Source organism: Methanohalophilus mahii DSM 5219 (genome assembly GCF_000025865.1).
GTDB lineage: Archaea > Halobacteriota > Methanosarcinia > Methanosarcinales > Methanosarcinaceae > Methanohalophilus > Methanohalophilus mahii.
On sequence record NC_014002.1, the window covers coordinates 1,144,966 to 1,162,096 of the forward strand.

The window sequence follows — 17,131 nt, forward strand, 5'->3', positions numbered from 1 at the left end:
ATCTCATTTATCTAATACTTCAATTGCAGCTTCTGTTGCAGGACCCAGTTCTGAAACCACTCCACTCTTTTTGAACACTATCTCGACCTGCTGGAGAGTACTGAGAATATCCCTGTAACTTACATTGGCCATACTTCCAATACGGAAAATCTTGCCCTTAAGATGGGCCTGTCCGCCTGCAATTGTAATTCCGGCTTTCATCATTTCCTTTTTAAGGGTCTCACTATCCATACCCTCTGGGGCCTTCATTGCTGAAACAGTATTGGAATAAGCACTGTATTCATCGAGTTGTGGGAACATTTCGATACCCATTGCATCCATCGCTGCACGCACAGCAGCTGCACCAGTACAGTGTCTCTTTATCCTGGCATCCATTCCCTCTTCTTCAACTATATGAAGGGACTCCTGCAAGGCATAGAAAAGGGGAATAGCCGGTGTGTAAGGAGTTTGTGTTTTTTCCTTGTCAGCACTCTTTTTGCAGGCTTTGAGATCAAGATAATAGGGAAGGTTTTCTTTTTCCATTGCGTCAAATGCAGCTTCACTTACAGAAAGCATGGAAAGACCTGGTGGTGCACCAATACATTTCTGGGAACCAACCACTGCTACATCAACCCCCCAATCATCAACAAATACATTATCTCCACCCAGTGAAGTCACACCGTCCATTATAAACAGGGCTCCATATTTCTTCGCAAGTTTGCCGACCTGTTCTGCAGGATTCAGGATACCTGTGGAGGTTTCGTTGTGAACCATGGTAACGGCCTTTGCTCCTTCCTTTAGTTGTGCTTCAATCAGATCCAGGTCCACTGAATTACCCCATTCAAACTCCAGGGGAACAACAGAACCGTATCTTGAAGCAAGGTCTTTGAAACGCTCCCCGAATTTACCATTCTCAATGGAGATTATCCTGTCATTTTTGTCTGCGATACAACCTACAGCAGCTTCCATAGAAGCGGTGCCTGAGCCGCTTAACACAAAAATGTCATTTTCTGTCTTGAAAACGTCAGCAAGGATTCGACGACAGTCATCATATATTTCAGAAAATTGTGCTCCACGATGATTGATCATCGGCTTGGCCATTGCCCTGAGAACCCTGGGGGGTACTGGCACCGGGCCTGGCATCATTAATAGATTATCTTCAAGGTCCATAGACTTTCCTCTAATAGCTTTTTAACTAATCCACACCTAATGTAGCGCTAATATTTAACTGTAGTTAAACAGTCAGAATTAAGATTAACCGTGTAGCAACTTTATTATATCGTGCTTGGTGATAAACCCGATAGCAACTCCTTTTTCAAGCACCAGGACTGCAGGATAGCGTTCCAGCAGTGTAGATACAATACCAATATCAGCTTCAGGGGAAACTGCAGGGAAAGATTCACCCATCATATCCCCCACTTTCATTTTGGATATCATGGCGGTTTTGTTCTCAGCCATTGACCTGACAAACATGTCCTCTGAAATACTGCCTACAGGCACACCATTATCGATCACAGGAACCTGAGAATAACCATGCTCCTGCATGATACTGACTGCATGGTCCACCGATTCATCAGAAGATACAAAAACCACAAGTGTATGCATGATGTCCCTGACACATATTTTTTCTTTTTCGGATTGGTCAAAAGCAGCAAATATTTTTCTCAAGGTAGATAACCTTGGATCAACATCACCCGCCTCTATTCTTGCTATAAGGGGCTGACTGACACCGGCTCTTTTTGCCAGGCCGCTTTGTGTAAGTCCTAGCTCTATCCTCTGCTGCTTTATGGATTGGGCAGTTGGCAGTATCATTTAGTAATATTAATGTGAATTTTATTATTTAAGCAATTGCTTATTTATTGCATATAGAAAAAGAAAAGGCCGCCTATATAGGCAATATAGGTGGCTAAGATAACAGCCCCTTCCCAGCGTGCAAGTTTGCGGCCTGTTAAACCAAAAACAACAATCATACCCATTATCAATAACATCGCCGGAAAATCGTAATATAAAGATTGCTCCTCTATCGGAAGATCACTGATAAGGGAAGAAACTCCCAGAATTAAAGCTATATCCATTGTGTTGGCTCCAAGTATGTTGCCAACTGCTAGATCATTATGGCCTTTTTTAGTAGCTGAAAGAGCAGTAACTAATTCAGGAAGTGATGTGCCAAATGCTATAAGGGTCAATCCGATAACCATCTCAGGAACACCAAGCCACATAGCAATATCAGTACCGGAATCAATCAGGATGCGACTGCCACCCACCACAAGAGCAGCACCCAGGACAAAAAAGGCCACATCTTTTGAAATAGAACCGGATACTTCTTCAAGGTCTTCATAAACTTCTTCATTCATCCCAAAGATCACAGATTGTCGTCTGTAATTGTAATACATAAAAGCGACAAAAACTACCAGTAAAAGCATACCATCAACAGGTGTGAGTACGCCATCAATGGATGTTACAAGCAGCAACAAAGCCGATACAACCATAAATGCACCCCTTTTCAAAAAAGAGGAATCCTCTACAGGAATCGAGCGTAAGACTATTACGCCTCCGAGGATCAGGCCGGCGTTGCATATGGCAGAGCCCACAGCATTACCCACAGTCAACCCGGTCTGACCTAAATAAGCAGCATATACAGAAACTGTAAATTCGGGAGCTGTGGTTGCAAAACTTACAATTGTAGCCCCGATTAACATCTTGGGAATACCACTTTTTTGGGATATTGAGACTGCAGACTCAGTAAACCAATCAGCACCTTTTGTAATAAGAATCAGACCTACTATAAAAAGAGGTAAAGTATATTGTTGCATTTTTGGGACCAGCGCAATATAGTTGATACAGAATATAAAATTTAACCTGTTAAAATATTTCAGTCATCGGAAGTGATGACAAGTACCGGCCCTATATCAGCAGCAATCAACCATCGTGTGAGACTTCCAAAGGGATCGCTACGCAATGATTCTGTCCCCATTACAGTAAGATCGATCTTGTTTTCCTGTGCAATTTTGATAATTTCACGACCCGGATTCCTACTCTCAACAACCTGTGTATGGATAGCTATGCCTTGTATTTCAGCTTGCTTTGCCGCATACTCCAGATTGGCTTCTATACTTTTAATAAACAGATTGGCAAGTTTTTCATGAAACTCATCCGGAAATGATTTCAAGTTGCCTGGCTCTTCCACATAAATTATAATAATGCGCCCATTCTCCACAGATGCAATATGCAATGCGTTATCAATTACTTTTTTGGAAAGTTTCGTTTCATCAATTGGAACCAGAATGTTACGATAAGTTATGTCTTTCATTTTACCACCATCCATCTCATGTAAGTCCAAAAGCAGTTACAACAATAACAACAAGTATTCCAAGCCCAACCATCCTGACAGAATGTAGTATCAGGTTTTGCCGGGCTATTTTGCCGGAAAACATACCAAGAGCAGCCAAAACGATTATACTTAATCCAACTGAAACTTCCAGTGCATAGTTTTCCAGAAATACAAACGGCAATATAGGCACAAGAGAACCAATCAGACTGGAACCGCCATGAGCCAGAGTGTCATACAATATATTATTGCGCGTTTCTTTTTCAAGACTTGTAGATCCAAGATTGCGTAAAAGAGGTTTTTCAAGGTCAGCAAGATGGCCATACTCTACCGCACTTTCTGCAAGGTAAGATCCAAGCCCATTGGTCATTGCAAGAGCAACCGCGCCACCTAAAGCAGCATTTATTATGAGATCAGGGTTAGAAGAGACATTCGAAGCACCAATGACAACACCAAGTACTGCCAGTACTCCATCGATACTGCCAAGGATAATATATCTACTCTGATCGGGTTTTGGTTTCATTTAAGACACTCAACAGTTTATGAGTATGTATCAAGACATAGATATATGATTACAAAAAATATAACAATTTTGCATACAGGATTCGATTTATTCTGTCATCCCAACAAAGAACAAGAATCAGAAAATTCCAAAGAGCCGGAAGAGGATCTATATTCAGACAAAGCATCTTCTATCATAGTGCGCAGCTGTGAGTCATCAAAAGGTTTCATTATAGTCCCCACTGGTTTTAGTTCATGGACACGCTGCAAAATGGCCTTGTCAGATATACCGGTTAGGAAAATAAATTGGGTAGTCAACTTCTGTTTGATTACTTTGGCAGCTTCAATTCCGTCCATATTGCCTTTGAGAATAATATCCATCAAAATCAAATCCGGTTTCAAATGTGATGCCATATTTATAGCCGTTTGTCCGTCTGCCACAATTGCGCAAACAGTATACCCCATCTCCTCCAGTTTGAGTTTTATGCCCATTGCAACGATCATTTCATCCTCAACTACCAATATGCCCCCGGATTTCATGATTACTTCCTCTATTTACTAAATGCATTAAAAATTGTACAAAGTATATTTTTAGATGAGCTTTTCTTTTTGTTGCAATCAAATAAAAAAAGTACCGGCAAACCCGGCACTTCAATTCCACATATAGATAATTAAGCTTTCCAGCTGCATTTTTTGCCAGGCTTTTGTTTTGAGGACATAACTTCCACTTCCATGGAAGATTCCCAGAGACCGTGGACATTGCAGCTTTCAATTGCTTTAAAGTCTGTAATTACAGAAGTTAGACCACAATCGCCGCAAACATTTACACCCCGGATGTGGCATACTTGAAACTCTGTGGCACCTATTAATTCCTCCTGAGGAGTTACATTAAAGGTTGCTTCTGCCTTTTCTGCCGATGGTCCCAGATCCATCCTGCCTATCTTCTGATCTGCAAGATAGAGGTCTATCCATTCGATGTAGTGGTCTTCTTCCATTACATGCGGTTCAATTCCAACAGAAACCTTGACCTCATATGTACCCCCTGCTGTCATCATTGAAGGACCTTCAATAACCGGTATATGTTTCTTTTCAGTCTCCGTTGGATTATCCTTGTCTTTTAGACGGTTGATATTATCAGTCATCGCATCACCTACTTATATAATTTAAAATAATAAATTGCCAGCAATGCTGGCAACTTCAGAACCTGTAATTCTTAACCGAGTGGTAAAGTACCACTATAAAGAACAAAAGAATTACAGCAACCAGGCTGAAATAAGACACCGGGTCCCAGATGAATTTCATGCCTCCCGACTCTCCCCAGCCTACAAGGACGGTACCCTGCAGGATAACGGGTAGTACAACACAGATACCTGCCACAATGAAAATAAATAAAATGTCAAATATCTGCAGGAAAGCACTTCTTTCTTTTCCCCTGCTAGTAACTGCCATATTTAATCCTCCTCAGTCATAATATCTGAATGTATACATGTGTTCCTTTATAGAACTATACACCCTTAGACATGCAGCGGTTCCGACACCCAGTACCAGTAGCAAGAACAGTACATAAACCGGGAATATACTCGAAAGTTCGGGTGTACTGTCCCATACCGTGGTAATTATGGTGTAGAAGATGAATGATTCTGAAAAGAACAATACACCCATCAACGCTACCACAACAAGGGCATCCTGTCGTAGTTTGCTCATATATCGTGCAGTGTCAACATTTGCTTCTGTTTGTTTATCGTCCAAAATCATCACCTCCTTATGTCCTCACTGGTTCGGGCCAGCCCATCTCTTCGCCCCAGTCATGAGTGGATTCCAGGCTGCGGTATCTCCAGTTGAAATAGAAATACGCAATTGCATAGAACAACAGGCCAAATATCAGGTTATACCTGTATCCCCACTGTAGGGTTGACATGATCACAATTGCCAGGAATATTGTGAAATATGCAATCCAGGGTTGCAACGGACCAACGAATGGACGCACTTTGTTGCTGTGCTGCGGGAACATCTTCCTGAAACGAATCAGGGAAAATGGAATCATCACATAGCATACAAGTCCGGATGTTATCGAAAATGTGATAACCTGATCCAGGAAACCACTGAATGCAAACGCAATCGCAATCGGCATGGTGAAAATAACAGCCCTGTAAGGTGTTCTATATTTCGGATGTACAGCAGAGAACCATGGTGTAAGGAATTGATCTTTTGAAAGGGCATACCATGATCTGGATGAGTCACAAATAGTACCGTTGGCACTTGCAAGGCATGTAAAGAGAGTACCTATTGCAAGGAGTACTACAAGCAATTGCACACCACTGTTCGTGGCTGCCTCATATAGTGGATATACGGATACACCAAGTTGCTCGGTTGGTATAAGTCCAGAACATACATACAGAGTCATACCGGCTGCAAGCAAAAGAGTGATCATCCCTGCCTGCTGGCCCAGAGGTACTGCTCTGGAAGGATGTTTGCATTCTTCTGCACTCATAGCCGCTCCTTCTATACCCAGATAGAACCAGGGACCAAATTGCAGTGCAGCAAAGATACCTATAAATCCGTTTGGAATAGCACCGGATATTAAGTTACCCGGATCCCAGATACCTCCAAAACCTGTTACACTCATGGCAAAGAACACAAGTATTGCCGCAAATGCAGTAAAGGTCAGTGCAAAGTTAAGATTAAGCGCTGCCACAACACCCCTGTAATTTACAAATGTCAGGAAAGTGATCACTAAAAGCGTGACCGGGAATACCTCTATCTCCGGGAATACTGATTCTGCTATTGATGCCACAACAATGGCATCTGCGGCTTCCAGAGCGATGTATTCCATATAAACAGCAAGTCCAACCAGTGCCGCTGCACCGGGACCTACGAATAAACGTGCCCAGTCATAAGGCCCACCTGCACTTTTGGTAGATGCACCTAGTTCACTTGCACACAGAGAAACCATCAAATACATTGTACCGGCAACAAGTAATGCCAAAAGGGAACCAAGTATACCACCTTTGGCAACAGTAAAGTTCCATCCCATATATTCACCCACCAGCACAATCCCGACACCAAGTGCCCATACATGGTATGGTCTTAGTGTCTTGACAAGGCCGGTGGATTCTTCCAAGGGATCTTTAGTAATTTCATCTGTCATTCAATATTCCCCCATTATTTTTTCGCTACCTTCATTGCATCAAGCAACATCCAGCCGATCATGGCGAAACATACCAGGTAAATGACGCCGTTAATTATAGTCCAGGTCATTCGGATGCCTCCTATTTGTTTGTTATATCTCTACGAAAAAAAGAGCCATAAAAATGGCTCTTTCACACTCAGAATACCAGACCCAGTTCTTCGAGTTTCTTCTTTGCACCGTCATAGACCTTGACGTATTCTTCGGTCGGTGTCACGGTTGCAACATCATAGCATTCCTGGAAAGTCTTGCCTGCAGGTGCATTGGCATAGTCCTTCTCATAGCTTGCTACAAGTTTATCCAGAATCTGGTTGACAGTATTGATATCCATACCAGCGGTTGCACGTGCGACCTCACCCATCATACGGGCTTCCATACCGGTTGTCTTGTCAGTGATGACACCCTTGGCGGCTGCAACACCGGACAGGATCTCACGGCCGGATGCGGTATCTGTAATGGACTGGGCTGCAGCCTCAAGCAGGCACATCTCGGTACATGGACCGGCACATGGATAGTACTGGTTACCGGACAGAAGATCTGTGAACTCGGAGATGGTGGCACATGCCCAGCCTGCGATCATAAGGGTCTCACGAGTGTTGGTGGAACCCCAGCGGATGTGGACAGGACCATCAAGATGCCAGCTGGCACTGCTCATGACCATGGAGTTGAGGTGAGTTGCGACATCGACTATGGTTGTTTCCTCTACACCGCCGGCGTAACCACCAAAGATGGGCATCTGTTCATCCATGATGATGTCGCTGTTACCCTTGTAGTGGGCAATGACAGCGATTGCGTCAAGATCGATCTTGAGCTCGTTCAGCTGGGAGACTTCGTGGCTGTCGTTGGAGTTCATACCACCGACACAGTCTGCACCGATGTTACCCTGTGCAGACAGGGAAGTCTCAGGGCCCTAAACAGCCATACCTGGACGACCTGCCATGGAAGCGGCGGTCCTGATCTGGCGGGTTTCGGATTTGGATGCAAGAACTTCGTAAGGACTGCCGGGGACAGGAGATTTACCACGGGCAGAGGTCATTACACCGTTGACGATGGTATCACATTCTTTCTCAAGAGCGTAACTCATGTGCACGGGCATGAAGACATCTTCGGAGATTGGGGAACCGGTTGGACCACCCTGTACGATTGGTTTGACCTTGTCACCCACACTGCGCTTGCGGCAGTAAACGGCGTCACGACCACTGCCAAGCTGGAATTCCCTGTGTGGATTGTTGATTGCATCCCAGATCTCGTCTTCTGTGTATTTGACGATACGATGGGTGTCTGTACACCAGATACCACATTCAAGAAGCATCTCGAAACCGGCTTTGAACAGCCTTTCCATCTGATCCTTGTCGGTTGGAACGAATTCCTTACCAAAGTCAAGGTTGTATTTCTGCTTCAGTTCCATTGCCTTCATTGGAATGGTCATCAGGTCCCAGTCATCCTGGGTGCATTTCTCACCGGTCTGGGCACGGTCATAAAAATCATAGCAAGTTACGGATTTGGTAAATGTCATAAATTATCCTCCCGGTTTATTTTTTCATTAATTCAAGAGCAACGTTGGCTGCCTCAGCTGCGTTTTCTGCTGTTGCGTCAGCACCGATTTCCTTAATCCAGGAATCTGTGACCGGAGCGCCACCGAACATTACTTTCACAGAGTCCCGCAGACCTTCTTCTTCAAGCAGACGCATGACGTCTTTCTGACCGAGCATGGAAGTGGTCATAAGGGCAGAGCCGGAGAGCATAAGTTTCTCGCCTTTGTGGGCTGCTACTTCTTCAATGACCTTGTCGTTGGGTACGTCTACACCCATGTCGATAACGGTGAAACCGTTTGCACCGAGCATGGTTGCAACAAGCCTGTGACCGATGTCATGGATGTCGCCTTCCTGGACGAACTTGATGCAGGTTCCGACGGATTCTGAGGTCTCATCCTCTGCAAGGATCGGATCAAGAATCTCCATGGCGGCTTTCATGGCCTTGGCAGACATCATGATCTGTGGAAGGTAGACTTCGGCGGCTTCGAATTTGTCACCGATGATCTTCATACCGACAGACAGACCATCATTGATGATCTCGAAAGGAGTAAAACCTGCATCCAGGGCTTCCTGGACGAGGGGGCCAGCACCATTGATGTCCTGGTTGACAATCGCATCTCTGAGTTTATCATACATTTCCTGTTTTCCCATTAAATCACCTATATCTAACTGTACAACAGCTGTCATATCATGGACTGCTGTTACCATGAATTTAAAAAGCAATTGTATATAACCTAGCCGACCACGATTTTTCAATCTACATAAAAATAGTAGACACTTCAATAATTCAAAAAGTAATTCAAATTGACAGACGTTAACAAAGCGATCATGGCATTAAAATCGACAACGTTTTTTAAAAACTAAGATACAGCCATTTCACTATAAAGTAGGATTTGTAACCAATTTCTGATATGGAATTTCTGGAGACTAAGTAAAAATAGGGATTATGTACAATCCATAATAAGCAAACACTTATCCATAAAACCGAAACGAATATGTATCGTTCTAACTGTATCATTTGTACTTGTTAGATTTACATTAAAGTAATCTAAAAGTATATGGTTAATTCGTGAAAATATCCACGGGTGATAATGTGATTAGTGTTAATGAAAAGGGACTTGCAATAATTGATGAAATGCTGGACTGGGAAGATGAGATCAATGTCGAATCCAAACAGCTCGAAAATGGCGCTACAATAATTGATTGTGGAGTCAATGCCCAGGGGGGGTATGACGCAGGCATGTATCTTTCACGCCTCTGTCTTGCCGATCTTGCAGAAATTACCTACACCAAATTCAACCTAGACGGACTCCCTGTGCCTGCAATTCAGGTCGTAACCGATCATCCTACAATCGCTTGTATGGGTTCCCAGTATGCAGGCTGGAGAATTTCTGTTGGTAAGTATTTCGGAATGGGCTCAGGTCCTGCACGTGCCCTTGGACTCAAACCAAAGGAACTTTACAAGGAAATCGATTATCAGGATGATGCCGAAGCTGCCGTACTTGTAATGGAATCCGGCAAACTCCCGGATGAGGGAGTCGTAGAATATATCGCCAAACACTGCAGCGTTGACCCGGAAAACGTCTATATCGCTGTAGCACCTACTGCATCCATTGCAGGTTCAGTCCAGATCTCTGCCCGTATAGTGGAAACAGGTATCCACAAAATGGAATCCGTAGGTTTTGATATCAACACAATAAAGAGTGGTTTCGGTGTGGCACCAATAGCACCTATTGTTGGAGACGATACAAAATGCATGGGTTCAACCAATGACTGCGTAATCTACTGCGGAGAGACCTACTACACAGTGGACTACGGACAGGATGATCTTGAGGAATATGTCAAAAAGACACCATCCACAACTTCCAGAGACTTTGGTAAACCTTTCTATACAACATTCAAGGAAGCAGAATTCGACTTCTTCAAAGTAGATGCAGGTATGTTCGCCCCGGCAAGAATTACCGTAAACGACGTTGCATCCAAAAAATCATACACTGCAGGGCGTATCAATCCCGGGATCCTGCTCGAATCCTTTGGAATCAAGGAGGTATAATCCTCCTTTTAATTTTGGTGATCTAAGTGGAAATACTTGAAAAATCCGAAGGAATAGGTGCATTGTTGAAAAATTTTGCATCCCTGGCCAGAGAATCGCAAAAAATCATTTTTATTGGAACTCCGGGTTTTTGTACTCCTTTTGCAGAAATTGCCGCTTATTCCCTGCGTAAAAGTTCCAAGCAAATGGGATTTATAGGCAATACTGATATCGAAAATGCAAAACAACTAATTCCCACGGATATGGGAATGCAACTCGGTGATACTATTGATTATCATGCTGATACGGTCGTATTGCTTGGTGGGCTTGCCATGCCCAAAATCGGAGTGGAACCAGAAGAATTGAAAACGACTCTTGATTCGATATTTGAAAAATCGCAAAAGAAATTGCTTATAGGCATCTGTTTCCAGTCGATATTTGAAAATCAGGGATGGACCGATACCCTGGATTTCGATTACATAATTGATTCGGACATGACAGTTTCCCTGAAGAAAATATAATAAATCATCTTTACCATATACGTGCGTCCACGACAACATGCCAGACACCCGGTGAATATTTTTTTATACTCCGACACTCCATAATCTCCACAGTTCTCCCCTGCATTTTTGCTTCCTTTTTAATCTGCCCAATCGGCCTCTCAAACATTAAATTTTCAGCCAGTGCTTCATGAAAATGCAATATGCCCCCATTTTTACTTAATGCACCAATTGCAGCAGGCAAATAATCCGCTGTTCCTCCTACATATCCCATAATTACCCGGTCAGCAACTCCCTTTGGCGTAATTTCTGCACAATTGCCATGCAGGGGTTGTACAATATGTTGTACATTATTCAACCTTATGTTATCTTTGAGGTAGCCAAATGAGACAGGATTCAGTTCAATCGAATATATTTGTTCAGGTTGGGAATGCACTGCCATAGGGAGGCTGAAATAACCAATTCCGGCAAACATATCAACAACAATTTCCCCGGTTCCAAGTTTACTCATCCTGTTTTTTTCCCTGAGGTTGCCTTTGGAATACATGACCTCCGTCACATCAAGTTTGAAATAACAGCCGTTCTCTTTGTGTATTGTTTCTGTGGTATTGCCAATCACAAGCTGTCTTTTTGGCTGGCGTAAACTTCCCTTGATACCCAAATCCCTTACAACAGTGTCACAGGCAGGATACATATCCAATAATTCTTCAGCAATTTCCAGTCTCCTGTGTATTATTTTTTCAGAAATGGTAACTACTATAATGTTTCCAAGGATTTGCCAGCCGGATGGGATTATTTCCAGTTCCTCCGGATTCATTTTTCCGGCAAGCCTTTCTTTCAGACTCATTTGTTGACGGTAGAACTCCGGTTGTTCCTGAAGTTTTATTTCATATCCACTTACCAAATCTGTGACGGGAATTTCAACAAAACTTCCACCTTCAACAATGCGAGATACGAATTTTCGTCTCCGGTCCAGCAACCCCCTGGATTGTAATTCAAATCTTACTTTTTCAGTATCCCTGGCGGGTACTATAACTGCAAAATTTTCTTCCATTCAGTTCATTGAGAGGTATGTTTTATTATAAAATTCATTCGGAATGGAGCGAACATTTATATACACCACTCCCCTTATAATTCATCTGGATGAACGCTACGAACCGCACGGCCCTTTTCGCTACGAATAATGGTTTCATTGCAATTAACGGTGCCGTTAAATTGCAGATAATGGATTTACTGGACAAAAGGCCATGTTCTTTCGATGAAATTGTCCAAAATACAGGGAAGGCCAAATCCACTGTATCAGTACATCTTAACGATCTTAAAAAAGCAAACCTATTGAGAGAATCAGTAGATGCGGTGGATAGGCGAAAAAAGAATTATAATTTATCCTCAAAATACGTAGCTTGTTCACAAAAACCTCTGGATACTCATTACTACCAAAGCCTGGAAAATTTCTCCAGCACATTTTCCGGTGAAACTGATTTTTTCCAGAATGTTTTCTGCGCTTTCAAGGCAGGCTTTGAAGCCCAGGGTATTAATCATAATCCTATCGTCAAACATATAGGAAGTGACATCGGCACACAGATCGCAAATACTTTTGAGCAAGGGGATTTCTTTGACAGCCTTGAAGAGGTACGTTCTTTCTGGGAATGCTATAAATTGGGAAAAGTACAGATCGAAGATACAGATCCTCTTACTATCGAAGTGAAAGATTGTTTTGAATGTATGTCAATGCCTGTTATTGGTCACCCAATATGCTCTTTTGATGAAGGAATGCTGGAAGGCATCTTATACAAGATCACCGGTGAGAGGCATTCAATAAAAGAAATAGAGTGTTATGCAACAGGGGATAACCATTGCCTTTTCATCAAGGTATGATTACTTTTCTGAACGGATTACACCCATATCAGCATTGAGTTTTGGACCAATCTCTGCAACAATACCCGGCCCATCCGTATTTTCCCTGCATATAACGCAATGTTCCATAATTCCCAACCTTTCAGTACCATAAATATCCCTGCTATGACCTGTTTTTTTCAGCACAGACTTAAGCTGGGAGCGTGTAACTGAATTCACAATAATCCTGTCCGTAGAAGATTTCTTCCATTCCCATAATTTATCGACCTGTTGACCGGTAAATCGTACCTGTTCACCTTCATTTGTTTTGACAATTTCCACTTTAACAGGCATATATGGAATCAGACCAAAACGAGTTGCTACCTGATCCGGACTGCCGGTTCCCAGATTTTTCAGTCCGTTTGCAGTGATGGAGAACTTTTTACCAATATCTACAACAATTTTATCTTCTTTTATGGATTGTATGTAGCCGCGGTATTTTTTCCCTGCTACTGGTTCATATACCGGAGTGCCATATTTTTCCTTCAGGAAATGAATCGCAAATTCCGCATCATCTCCATCCACATCCACGACAACCCATTTATTTTTAGAAAAATCTATTCCCAACTTCACGTCAAGGTCCTTAAGGTCATCTGCAAATTTAGCAGCAATTGCATCAAGGTTCTGTTCAGTATTTGAATACACTTTTATTGCCAGTTCGGTTTGCATATAATCCCGCACAAGAGAAGTAAAAAATTATTTCCTGCCCAGCAGTTTATCGAGGACATCTTTGGTGTTACTGTAAGCAATGAGGACATCATCATGTATGGGCTCCTCTGAATTTTCAATTCTATCACCTATCATATGTATTTCCCTGCTGAAAGGCCCCAGTTTCAATTTAATACGGTCTTCACTGGCATTTGCTTCTACCAGTTGTCCGTAGATATCCTCTATCTTACTTCTTAATGTTTTAATACGTTCCAGTATTTCTCTGGACTCCCGATTAAGTTGTGTTCCTTCACTCTCTTCTTCCTCAACTGCTTCAACCAGTTCACTGTACTTTTCAGGAAGATTATCCCCAAGTGTTATAATAAAATCCCTGAGAGTTGTTACTACATCTACACCATATTCTGTCAGTTCTACATATTTTATTCTTCCTTCAGATGTGAACTGTACCAGCCCCATATCAGCCATCTTGGAAATGATTTTTGTAGTATGTGCAAAAGTCGAATTGATTTGTTTTGTAATAACAGAAGCGTACGTCTTTTTAAGAGACCATATAGTAAGGAGTGCCAGAGTTGGTTTTTCCTGAAGGAACAGGTTTTCTACTTCTTCGCGGGACATTAGAAAATCACCTGATGATATCTTGAGGACTACCTCAATGCCTATTCTTTATATATATCTTTTTGTTGTATATATATCAATACATATTAGAGAGTATTTGCTTAATCACACTGATAGGGGCATTCGTCTTAAAGGACATCCCACTGAAATGTGTCCTGCTGGCCTCATACCCTTTATCCCTCAGGTCCTCAATGGTTTTTTCAATACGTGGAGCTGCCACAGAAAGCTGTTTGCATAGCCTGTGCTGATCATAAAAGAAGGGAATATCAAGTTCATCCAAACAGGTCTGGATTATTTTACAGGCTTTTTTCTTCTTGCCAAGTGGTCTTTTTTCAATTTCTTCCATGACCTTTGAACAAAAAATATTCTCATGCAACTTCCCAAGCCAGAGAAGTCCCCCGGAATTCATTTCATTTCCACATTCCGGGCAGGTTTGTTCCATGAAAACAGAGTAGCCTTTTTTCCATTCACGGTAACTACAATTGCCACAATGTGTGACATAACCCAGCTCTTTAAGTGTGCGATCAGCGTTTTTGGCCCCGCTTTTAATTCCTACATAAGCCCTTACATAATGGCGCGTGGCGTGAGAGAGCAATACTTCCATTCCTTTCTCATGGCGTGCCAGATGACGGGCAATAGACCCCAGAAGGATCCTCAGTCCCATTTCACTGTGATATTCATTGTTAAGTGCAACTGCAGCGTACTTACGAATGCCGGAATTCAGATGAGCCCCGCAGAGAGGAGCAGTGTCAGTAGCTGTAACCTCCAGCAGGTGTACAGCAGAGCGACTGGCAGCATCCAGATAGGGAGCAGGACTTCCGAAAGGGTCCAGATCCACGATATTGAATCGTTTTTCATGGAGGAGGGCATTTGCATTTCTGCAGGATGTTTCAGCAATGTCGGACAGGCCATTGAGTTCAATGTTTTGCTCGATAAACTCACAGGCCTCTGCATCCCAGTCATTAAGTGTCGTCCTGAGACATATCTCATTTGCTATGCGCAGCCCTCTGATTCCGGAAGCTGCCATTGCATCCACATAATCGATCTCTGAAGGAGGTCTTTCTTCAAAATCGAAATGTTCCTTAACAAAAACAGAAGTTGCTGCCACGGTAATATCCCGGTTAAGTTCCATATGGGAATTATAGAATACCGGTGAGTTCACAGGCAGTTTGTCTTCAATAGCAGCAGAAGGAACCTCCACTTCGGTGGTCCCTTCTGTTATTTTTCTTGTATCCATGTCTTCCACATGACATGGTTTTTTTATTTAACCGTAATTGTCACATTCATGCCATTCCAGGGAGGAACATAGGCTTTGAATTGGCCGGTTTCGTTGAATGTATAACGGAAAGTTTTGCCAAAAGCCAATTTCTGGTCGTCCCAAAGGCCTTCTTCACTTTTGATTGTGAAAAATCTCTTGGGATCGGACTGTTCATTTCTCCAGATAACCGTATCTGTCCTGTTTATATCCAGTGACCTGGGAATTGCATTGTAGTTTTTCAAAAGAATTCTGTATTCCTGCGGAGTATATTCCTCCAATTCCGTTTCATCGGCTTCACTTACATTATCTTCTCCATTCACATCTTCATCTGGCTGGTAATCTTCATCTGACTGATTATCCTCACCATTTACAGGAACCTGCTCACCCTGATCTGTAGCATCCTGTGTTGTACAGCCCAACCCCAGCAGGGATATTACAATTAAAAGTATGATTATTTTTTTCATCCGACCACTCCTCTAATTATTTGTTAAATAATAATTATCTCTACAGTTATCAAACTTTCTGGCAGAAATAAACAGCAGAGATATCTATTTAAATATATATGTCAATTTGTGCCGCGGTCATTTTCATTAATGTATAAAAGGAGAATGCATCAATGTCTGTAAAAAACCCCCTCGGCGAAAAGATAAGCCAGCTCAGACAATCCAGGGAGATGTCACAGGAAGAACTGGCAAAAGCAAGTAACAACGATGTTGAACTGATAGATAAACTGGAAAACGGAGCTCTTGTTCCCTCACTGACACCTCTTTTTAACATTGCAAGAGCCCTGGGCGTCCGACTTGGCACTTTCCTTGATGATGCACCCCAGAACGGCCCGGTACTTGTAAAATCAGGTAAATCAAAACATGTTGTCCGCTTCTCCGGCAAATGTTCCAATTGCAAAGAGAGTTCACTTGAATTCAACTCACTGGCAGCTGACAAACAGGACCGTCATATGGAACCTTTCATAATTGATGTACATCCACAAAAAGGAGAACATCCCCTATCATCCCACGAGGGAGAAGAATTTATTTATGTGCTGGAAGGTGAAATCGAGATTCTCTACGGAAAAGAAACCTACAATCTTGAAGCCGGTGACAGTATCTACTACGATTCCGTAGTTCCCCACGACCTGCATGCGGTTGATGAAGATGCAAGAATAATGGCAGTTGTATACACCCCTTACTAAGGAATTCCTATGTTCACACTAACAGTTGCTCCGCGTTTTGGAGATATTGACGGACTTCGTCATGTAAATAATACCGTAATTCCCGAATGGTTCGAAATGGGGAGAAATCCCATATTCCGGATATTTACTCCCGATCTGGACCTCACTCCGGAAAAATGGCGTCTTATTATGGCTCGCACAGAATTCGATTTCCTGGGAGAGATGTATTTTGACGGGGATGTCGAAATACGCACCTATATTGCCCGCCTGGGTAATTCTTCTTTTACAATCGGGCATGAAGCCTGGCAAAGAGGAGAATTAAAAGCAAAAGGTAAAGCAGTAATTGTACATTATGATTTCATGGAAAAGAAGTCTTTACCAATTCCACCTGAGATACGTACAAAGCTCGAGGAACACCTGATAGAGGAACAGTAAACATAAAGGAGCTGGTACTATTCGTTTT

At 42.6% G+C, this 17,131-nt stretch carries 21 protein-coding genes and 1 pseudogene; 5 read left to right on the forward strand and 17 right to left on the reverse strand.

Annotation, left to right across the window (positions count from 1 at the left end; translation table 11 throughout):
* Positions 1 to 3: 3 nt before the first annotated feature.
* The 12 genes and pseudogenes from MMAH_RS05620 to MMAH_RS05680 all read right to left on the reverse strand — a co-directional run bounded on the left by MMAH_RS05620 (position 4) and on the right by MMAH_RS05680 (position 9,181).
* Positions 4 to 1,149: a pyridoxal-phosphate-dependent aminotransferase family protein gene (locus tag MMAH_RS05620; protein WP_013037575.1), complete on the reverse strand. Its 1,146-nt coding sequence runs from the start codon at positions 1,147 to 1,149 to the stop codon at positions 4 to 6.
* An 84-nt stretch (positions 1,150 to 1,233) separates the two neighbouring features.
* On the reverse strand, positions 1,234 to 1,791 hold the full coding sequence (locus MMAH_RS05625) for a CBS domain-containing protein (RefSeq protein ID WP_013037576.1): 558 nt from the start codon (positions 1,789 to 1,791) through the stop codon (positions 1,234 to 1,236).
* 44 nt (positions 1,792 to 1,835) lie between these two features.
* Positions 1,836 to 2,792, reverse strand: a complete 957-nt coding sequence (locus MMAH_RS05630; protein WP_013037577.1) for a calcium/sodium antiporter — start codon at positions 2,790 to 2,792, stop codon at positions 1,836 to 1,838.
* Between the two features lie 59 nt (positions 2,793 to 2,851).
* Positions 2,852 to 3,289, reverse strand: a complete 438-nt coding sequence (locus MMAH_RS05635; protein WP_013037578.1) for a universal stress protein — start codon at positions 3,287 to 3,289, stop codon at positions 2,852 to 2,854.
* A 16-nt stretch (positions 3,290 to 3,305) separates the two neighbouring features.
* Complete coding sequence (locus tag MMAH_RS05640) at positions 3,306 to 3,830, reverse strand: VIT1/CCC1 transporter family protein (protein ID WP_013037579.1); 525 nt, start codon at positions 3,828 to 3,830, stop codon at positions 3,306 to 3,308.
* A gap of 95 nt (positions 3,831 to 3,925) precedes the next feature.
* The gene (locus tag MMAH_RS05645) at positions 3,926 to 4,348 is read right to left on the reverse strand and encodes a response regulator (protein WP_013037580.1); all 423 of its coding nucleotides are present in this window, start codon (positions 4,346 to 4,348) and stop codon (positions 3,926 to 3,928) included.
* A 131-nt stretch (positions 4,349 to 4,479) separates the two neighbouring features.
* On the reverse strand, positions 4,480 to 4,950 hold the full coding sequence (locus MMAH_RS05650) for a class II SORL domain-containing protein (protein ID WP_013037581.1): 471 nt from the start codon (positions 4,948 to 4,950) through the stop codon (positions 4,480 to 4,482).
* 55 nt (positions 4,951 to 5,005) lie between these two features.
* Entirely contained in the window at positions 5,006 to 5,257 is a 252-nt protein-coding gene (locus tag MMAH_RS05655) for a hypothetical protein (RefSeq protein ID WP_013037582.1), read from the reverse strand.
* A 12-nt stretch (positions 5,258 to 5,269) separates the two neighbouring features.
* The gene (locus MMAH_RS05660; protein WP_013037583.1) at positions 5,270 to 5,557 is read right to left on the reverse strand and encodes a hypothetical protein; all 288 of its coding nucleotides are present in this window, start codon (positions 5,555 to 5,557) and stop codon (positions 5,270 to 5,272) included.
* 13 nt (positions 5,558 to 5,570) lie between these two features.
* Positions 5,571 to 6,956: an APC family permease gene (locus MMAH_RS05665; protein ID WP_013037584.1), complete on the reverse strand. Its 1,386-nt coding sequence runs from the start codon at positions 6,954 to 6,956 to the stop codon at positions 5,571 to 5,573.
* Between the two features lie 178 nt (positions 6,957 to 7,134).
* Positions 7,135 to 8,511 (reverse strand): annotated as a pseudogene (locus MMAH_RS10345) (monomethylamine:corrinoid methyltransferase).
* A gap of 16 nt (positions 8,512 to 8,527) precedes the next feature.
* On the reverse strand, positions 8,528 to 9,181 hold the full coding sequence (locus tag MMAH_RS05680; protein WP_013037586.1) for a methyltransferase cognate corrinoid protein: 654 nt from the start codon (positions 9,179 to 9,181) through the stop codon (positions 8,528 to 8,530).
* 442 nt (positions 9,182 to 9,623) lie between these two features.
* On the opposite strand from MMAH_RS05680, the gene mch reads away from it, so the two are divergent.
* Positions 9,624 to 10,583, forward strand: coding sequence for a methenyltetrahydromethanopterin cyclohydrolase (gene mch / locus MMAH_RS05685; RefSeq protein ID WP_013037587.1), 960 nt, complete (start codon positions 9,624 to 9,626; stop codon positions 10,581 to 10,583).
* 26 nt (positions 10,584 to 10,609) lie between these two features.
* Entirely contained in the window at positions 10,610 to 11,083 is a 474-nt protein-coding gene (locus MMAH_RS05690; protein ID WP_013037588.1) for a DUF2124 domain-containing protein, read from the forward strand.
* Positions 11,084 to 11,093: 10 nt separating this feature from the next.
* On the opposite strand, the gene MMAH_RS05695 is transcribed toward MMAH_RS05690, so the two are convergent.
* Positions 11,094 to 12,116, reverse strand: a complete 1,023-nt coding sequence (locus MMAH_RS05695; RefSeq protein ID WP_013037589.1) for a class I SAM-dependent methyltransferase — start codon at positions 12,114 to 12,116, stop codon at positions 11,094 to 11,096.
* An 89-nt stretch (positions 12,117 to 12,205) separates the two neighbouring features.
* Between MMAH_RS05695 and MMAH_RS05700 the strand changes: the two genes are divergently transcribed.
* Positions 12,206 to 12,940 carry a V4R domain-containing protein gene (locus tag MMAH_RS05700; RefSeq protein WP_013037590.1) on the forward strand — a complete coding sequence of 245 codons (735 nt, stop codon included), beginning with the start codon at positions 12,206 to 12,208 and terminating at the stop codon, positions 12,938 to 12,940.
* Here MMAH_RS05700 and MMAH_RS05705 read toward each other — a convergent pair whose 3' ends face one another.
* The 4 genes from MMAH_RS05705 to MMAH_RS05720 all read right to left on the reverse strand — a co-directional run bounded on the left by MMAH_RS05705 (position 12,941) and on the right by MMAH_RS05720 (position 15,964).
* Positions 12,941 to 13,627, reverse strand: a complete 687-nt coding sequence (locus MMAH_RS05705; protein WP_013037591.1) for a DUF2110 family protein — start codon at positions 13,625 to 13,627, stop codon at positions 12,941 to 12,943.
* A gap of 27 nt (positions 13,628 to 13,654) precedes the next feature.
* Entirely contained in the window at positions 13,655 to 14,242 is a 588-nt protein-coding gene (locus tag MMAH_RS05710) for a hypothetical protein (RefSeq protein ID WP_013037592.1), read from the reverse strand.
* A gap of 76 nt (positions 14,243 to 14,318) precedes the next feature.
* A complete protein-coding gene (locus tag MMAH_RS05715; protein WP_013037593.1) occupies positions 14,319 to 15,479 on the reverse strand; it encodes a tRNA (guanine(10)-N(2))-dimethyltransferase in 1,161 nt (386 codons plus the stop codon).
* 23 nt (positions 15,480 to 15,502) lie between these two features.
* Positions 15,503 to 15,964: a cupredoxin domain-containing protein gene (locus tag MMAH_RS05720; RefSeq protein ID WP_013037594.1), complete on the reverse strand. Its 462-nt coding sequence runs from the start codon at positions 15,962 to 15,964 to the stop codon at positions 15,503 to 15,505.
* A 152-nt stretch (positions 15,965 to 16,116) separates the two neighbouring features.
* On the opposite strand from MMAH_RS05720, the gene MMAH_RS05725 reads away from it, so the two are divergent.
* Entirely contained in the window at positions 16,117 to 16,689 is a 573-nt protein-coding gene (locus MMAH_RS05725; RefSeq protein WP_013037595.1) for a helix-turn-helix domain-containing protein, read from the forward strand.
* A 9-nt stretch (positions 16,690 to 16,698) separates the two neighbouring features.
* Entirely contained in the window at positions 16,699 to 17,103 is a 405-nt protein-coding gene (locus tag MMAH_RS05730) for an acyl-CoA thioesterase (RefSeq protein WP_013037596.1), read from the forward strand.
* Positions 17,104 to 17,131: the final 28 nt, after the last annotated feature.

What these genes read in the sequence shown, in the direction of transcription:
- MMAH_RS05620 (WP_013037575.1), bottom strand. Translation starts at nt 1,149, where the DNA reads ATGGACCTTGAAGATAATCTATTAATGATGCCAGGCCCGGTGCCAGTA.
- MMAH_RS05655 (WP_013037582.1), bottom strand. Translation starts at nt 5,257, where the DNA reads ATGGCAGTTACTAGCAGGGGAAAAGAAAGAAGTGCTTTCCTGCAGATA.
- MMAH_RS05665 (WP_013037584.1), bottom strand. Translation starts at nt 6,956, where the DNA reads ATGACAGATGAAATTACTAAAGATCCCTTGGAAGAATCCACCGGCCTT.
- MMAH_RS05705 (WP_013037591.1), bottom strand. Translation starts at nt 13,627, where the DNA reads ATGCAAACCGAACTGGCAATAAAAGTGTATTCAAATACTGAACAGAAC.
- MMAH_RS05635 (WP_013037578.1), bottom strand. Translation starts at nt 3,289, where the DNA reads ATGAAAGACATAACTTATCGTAACATTCTGGTTCCAATTGATGAAACG.
- MMAH_RS05720 (WP_013037594.1), bottom strand. Translation starts at nt 15,964, where the DNA reads ATGAAAAAAATAATCATACTTTTAATTGTAATATCCCTGCTGGGGTTG.
- MMAH_RS05650 (WP_013037581.1), bottom strand. Translation starts at nt 4,950, where the DNA reads ATGACTGATAATATCAACCGTCTAAAAGACAAGGATAATCCAACGGAG.
- MMAH_RS05710 (WP_013037592.1), bottom strand. Translation starts at nt 14,242, where the DNA reads ATGTCCCGCGAAGAAGTAGAAAACCTGTTCCTTCAGGAAAAACCAACT.
- MMAH_RS05630 (WP_013037577.1), bottom strand. Translation starts at nt 2,792, where the DNA reads ATGCAACAATATACTTTACCTCTTTTTATAGTAGGTCTGATTCTTATT.
- MMAH_RS05625 (WP_013037576.1), bottom strand. Translation starts at nt 1,791, where the DNA reads ATGATACTGCCAACTGCCCAATCCATAAAGCAGCAGAGGATAGAGCTA.
- MMAH_RS05640 (WP_013037579.1), bottom strand. Translation starts at nt 3,830, where the DNA reads ATGAAACCAAAACCCGATCAGAGTAGATATATTATCCTTGGCAGTATC.
- MMAH_RS05730 (WP_013037596.1), top strand. Translation starts at nt 16,699, where the DNA reads ATGTTCACACTAACAGTTGCTCCGCGTTTTGGAGATATTGACGGACTT.
- MMAH_RS05715 (WP_013037593.1), bottom strand. Translation starts at nt 15,479, where the DNA reads ATGGATACAAGAAAAATAACAGAAGGGACCACCGAAGTGGAGGTTCCT.
- MMAH_RS05695 (WP_013037589.1), bottom strand. Translation starts at nt 12,116, where the DNA reads ATGGAAGAAAATTTTGCAGTTATAGTACCCGCCAGGGATACTGAAAAA.
- MMAH_RS05725 (WP_013037595.1), top strand. Translation starts at nt 16,117, where the DNA reads ATGTCTGTAAAAAACCCCCTCGGCGAAAAGATAAGCCAGCTCAGACAA.
- MMAH_RS05645 (WP_013037580.1), bottom strand. Translation starts at nt 4,348, where the DNA reads ATGAAATCCGGGGGCATATTGGTAGTTGAGGATGAAATGATCGTTGCA.
- MMAH_RS05700 (WP_013037590.1), top strand. Translation starts at nt 12,206, where the DNA reads ATGAACGCTACGAACCGCACGGCCCTTTTCGCTACGAATAATGGTTTC.
- MMAH_RS05680 (WP_013037586.1), bottom strand. Translation starts at nt 9,181, where the DNA reads ATGGGAAAACAGGAAATGTATGATAAACTCAGAGATGCGATTGTCAAC.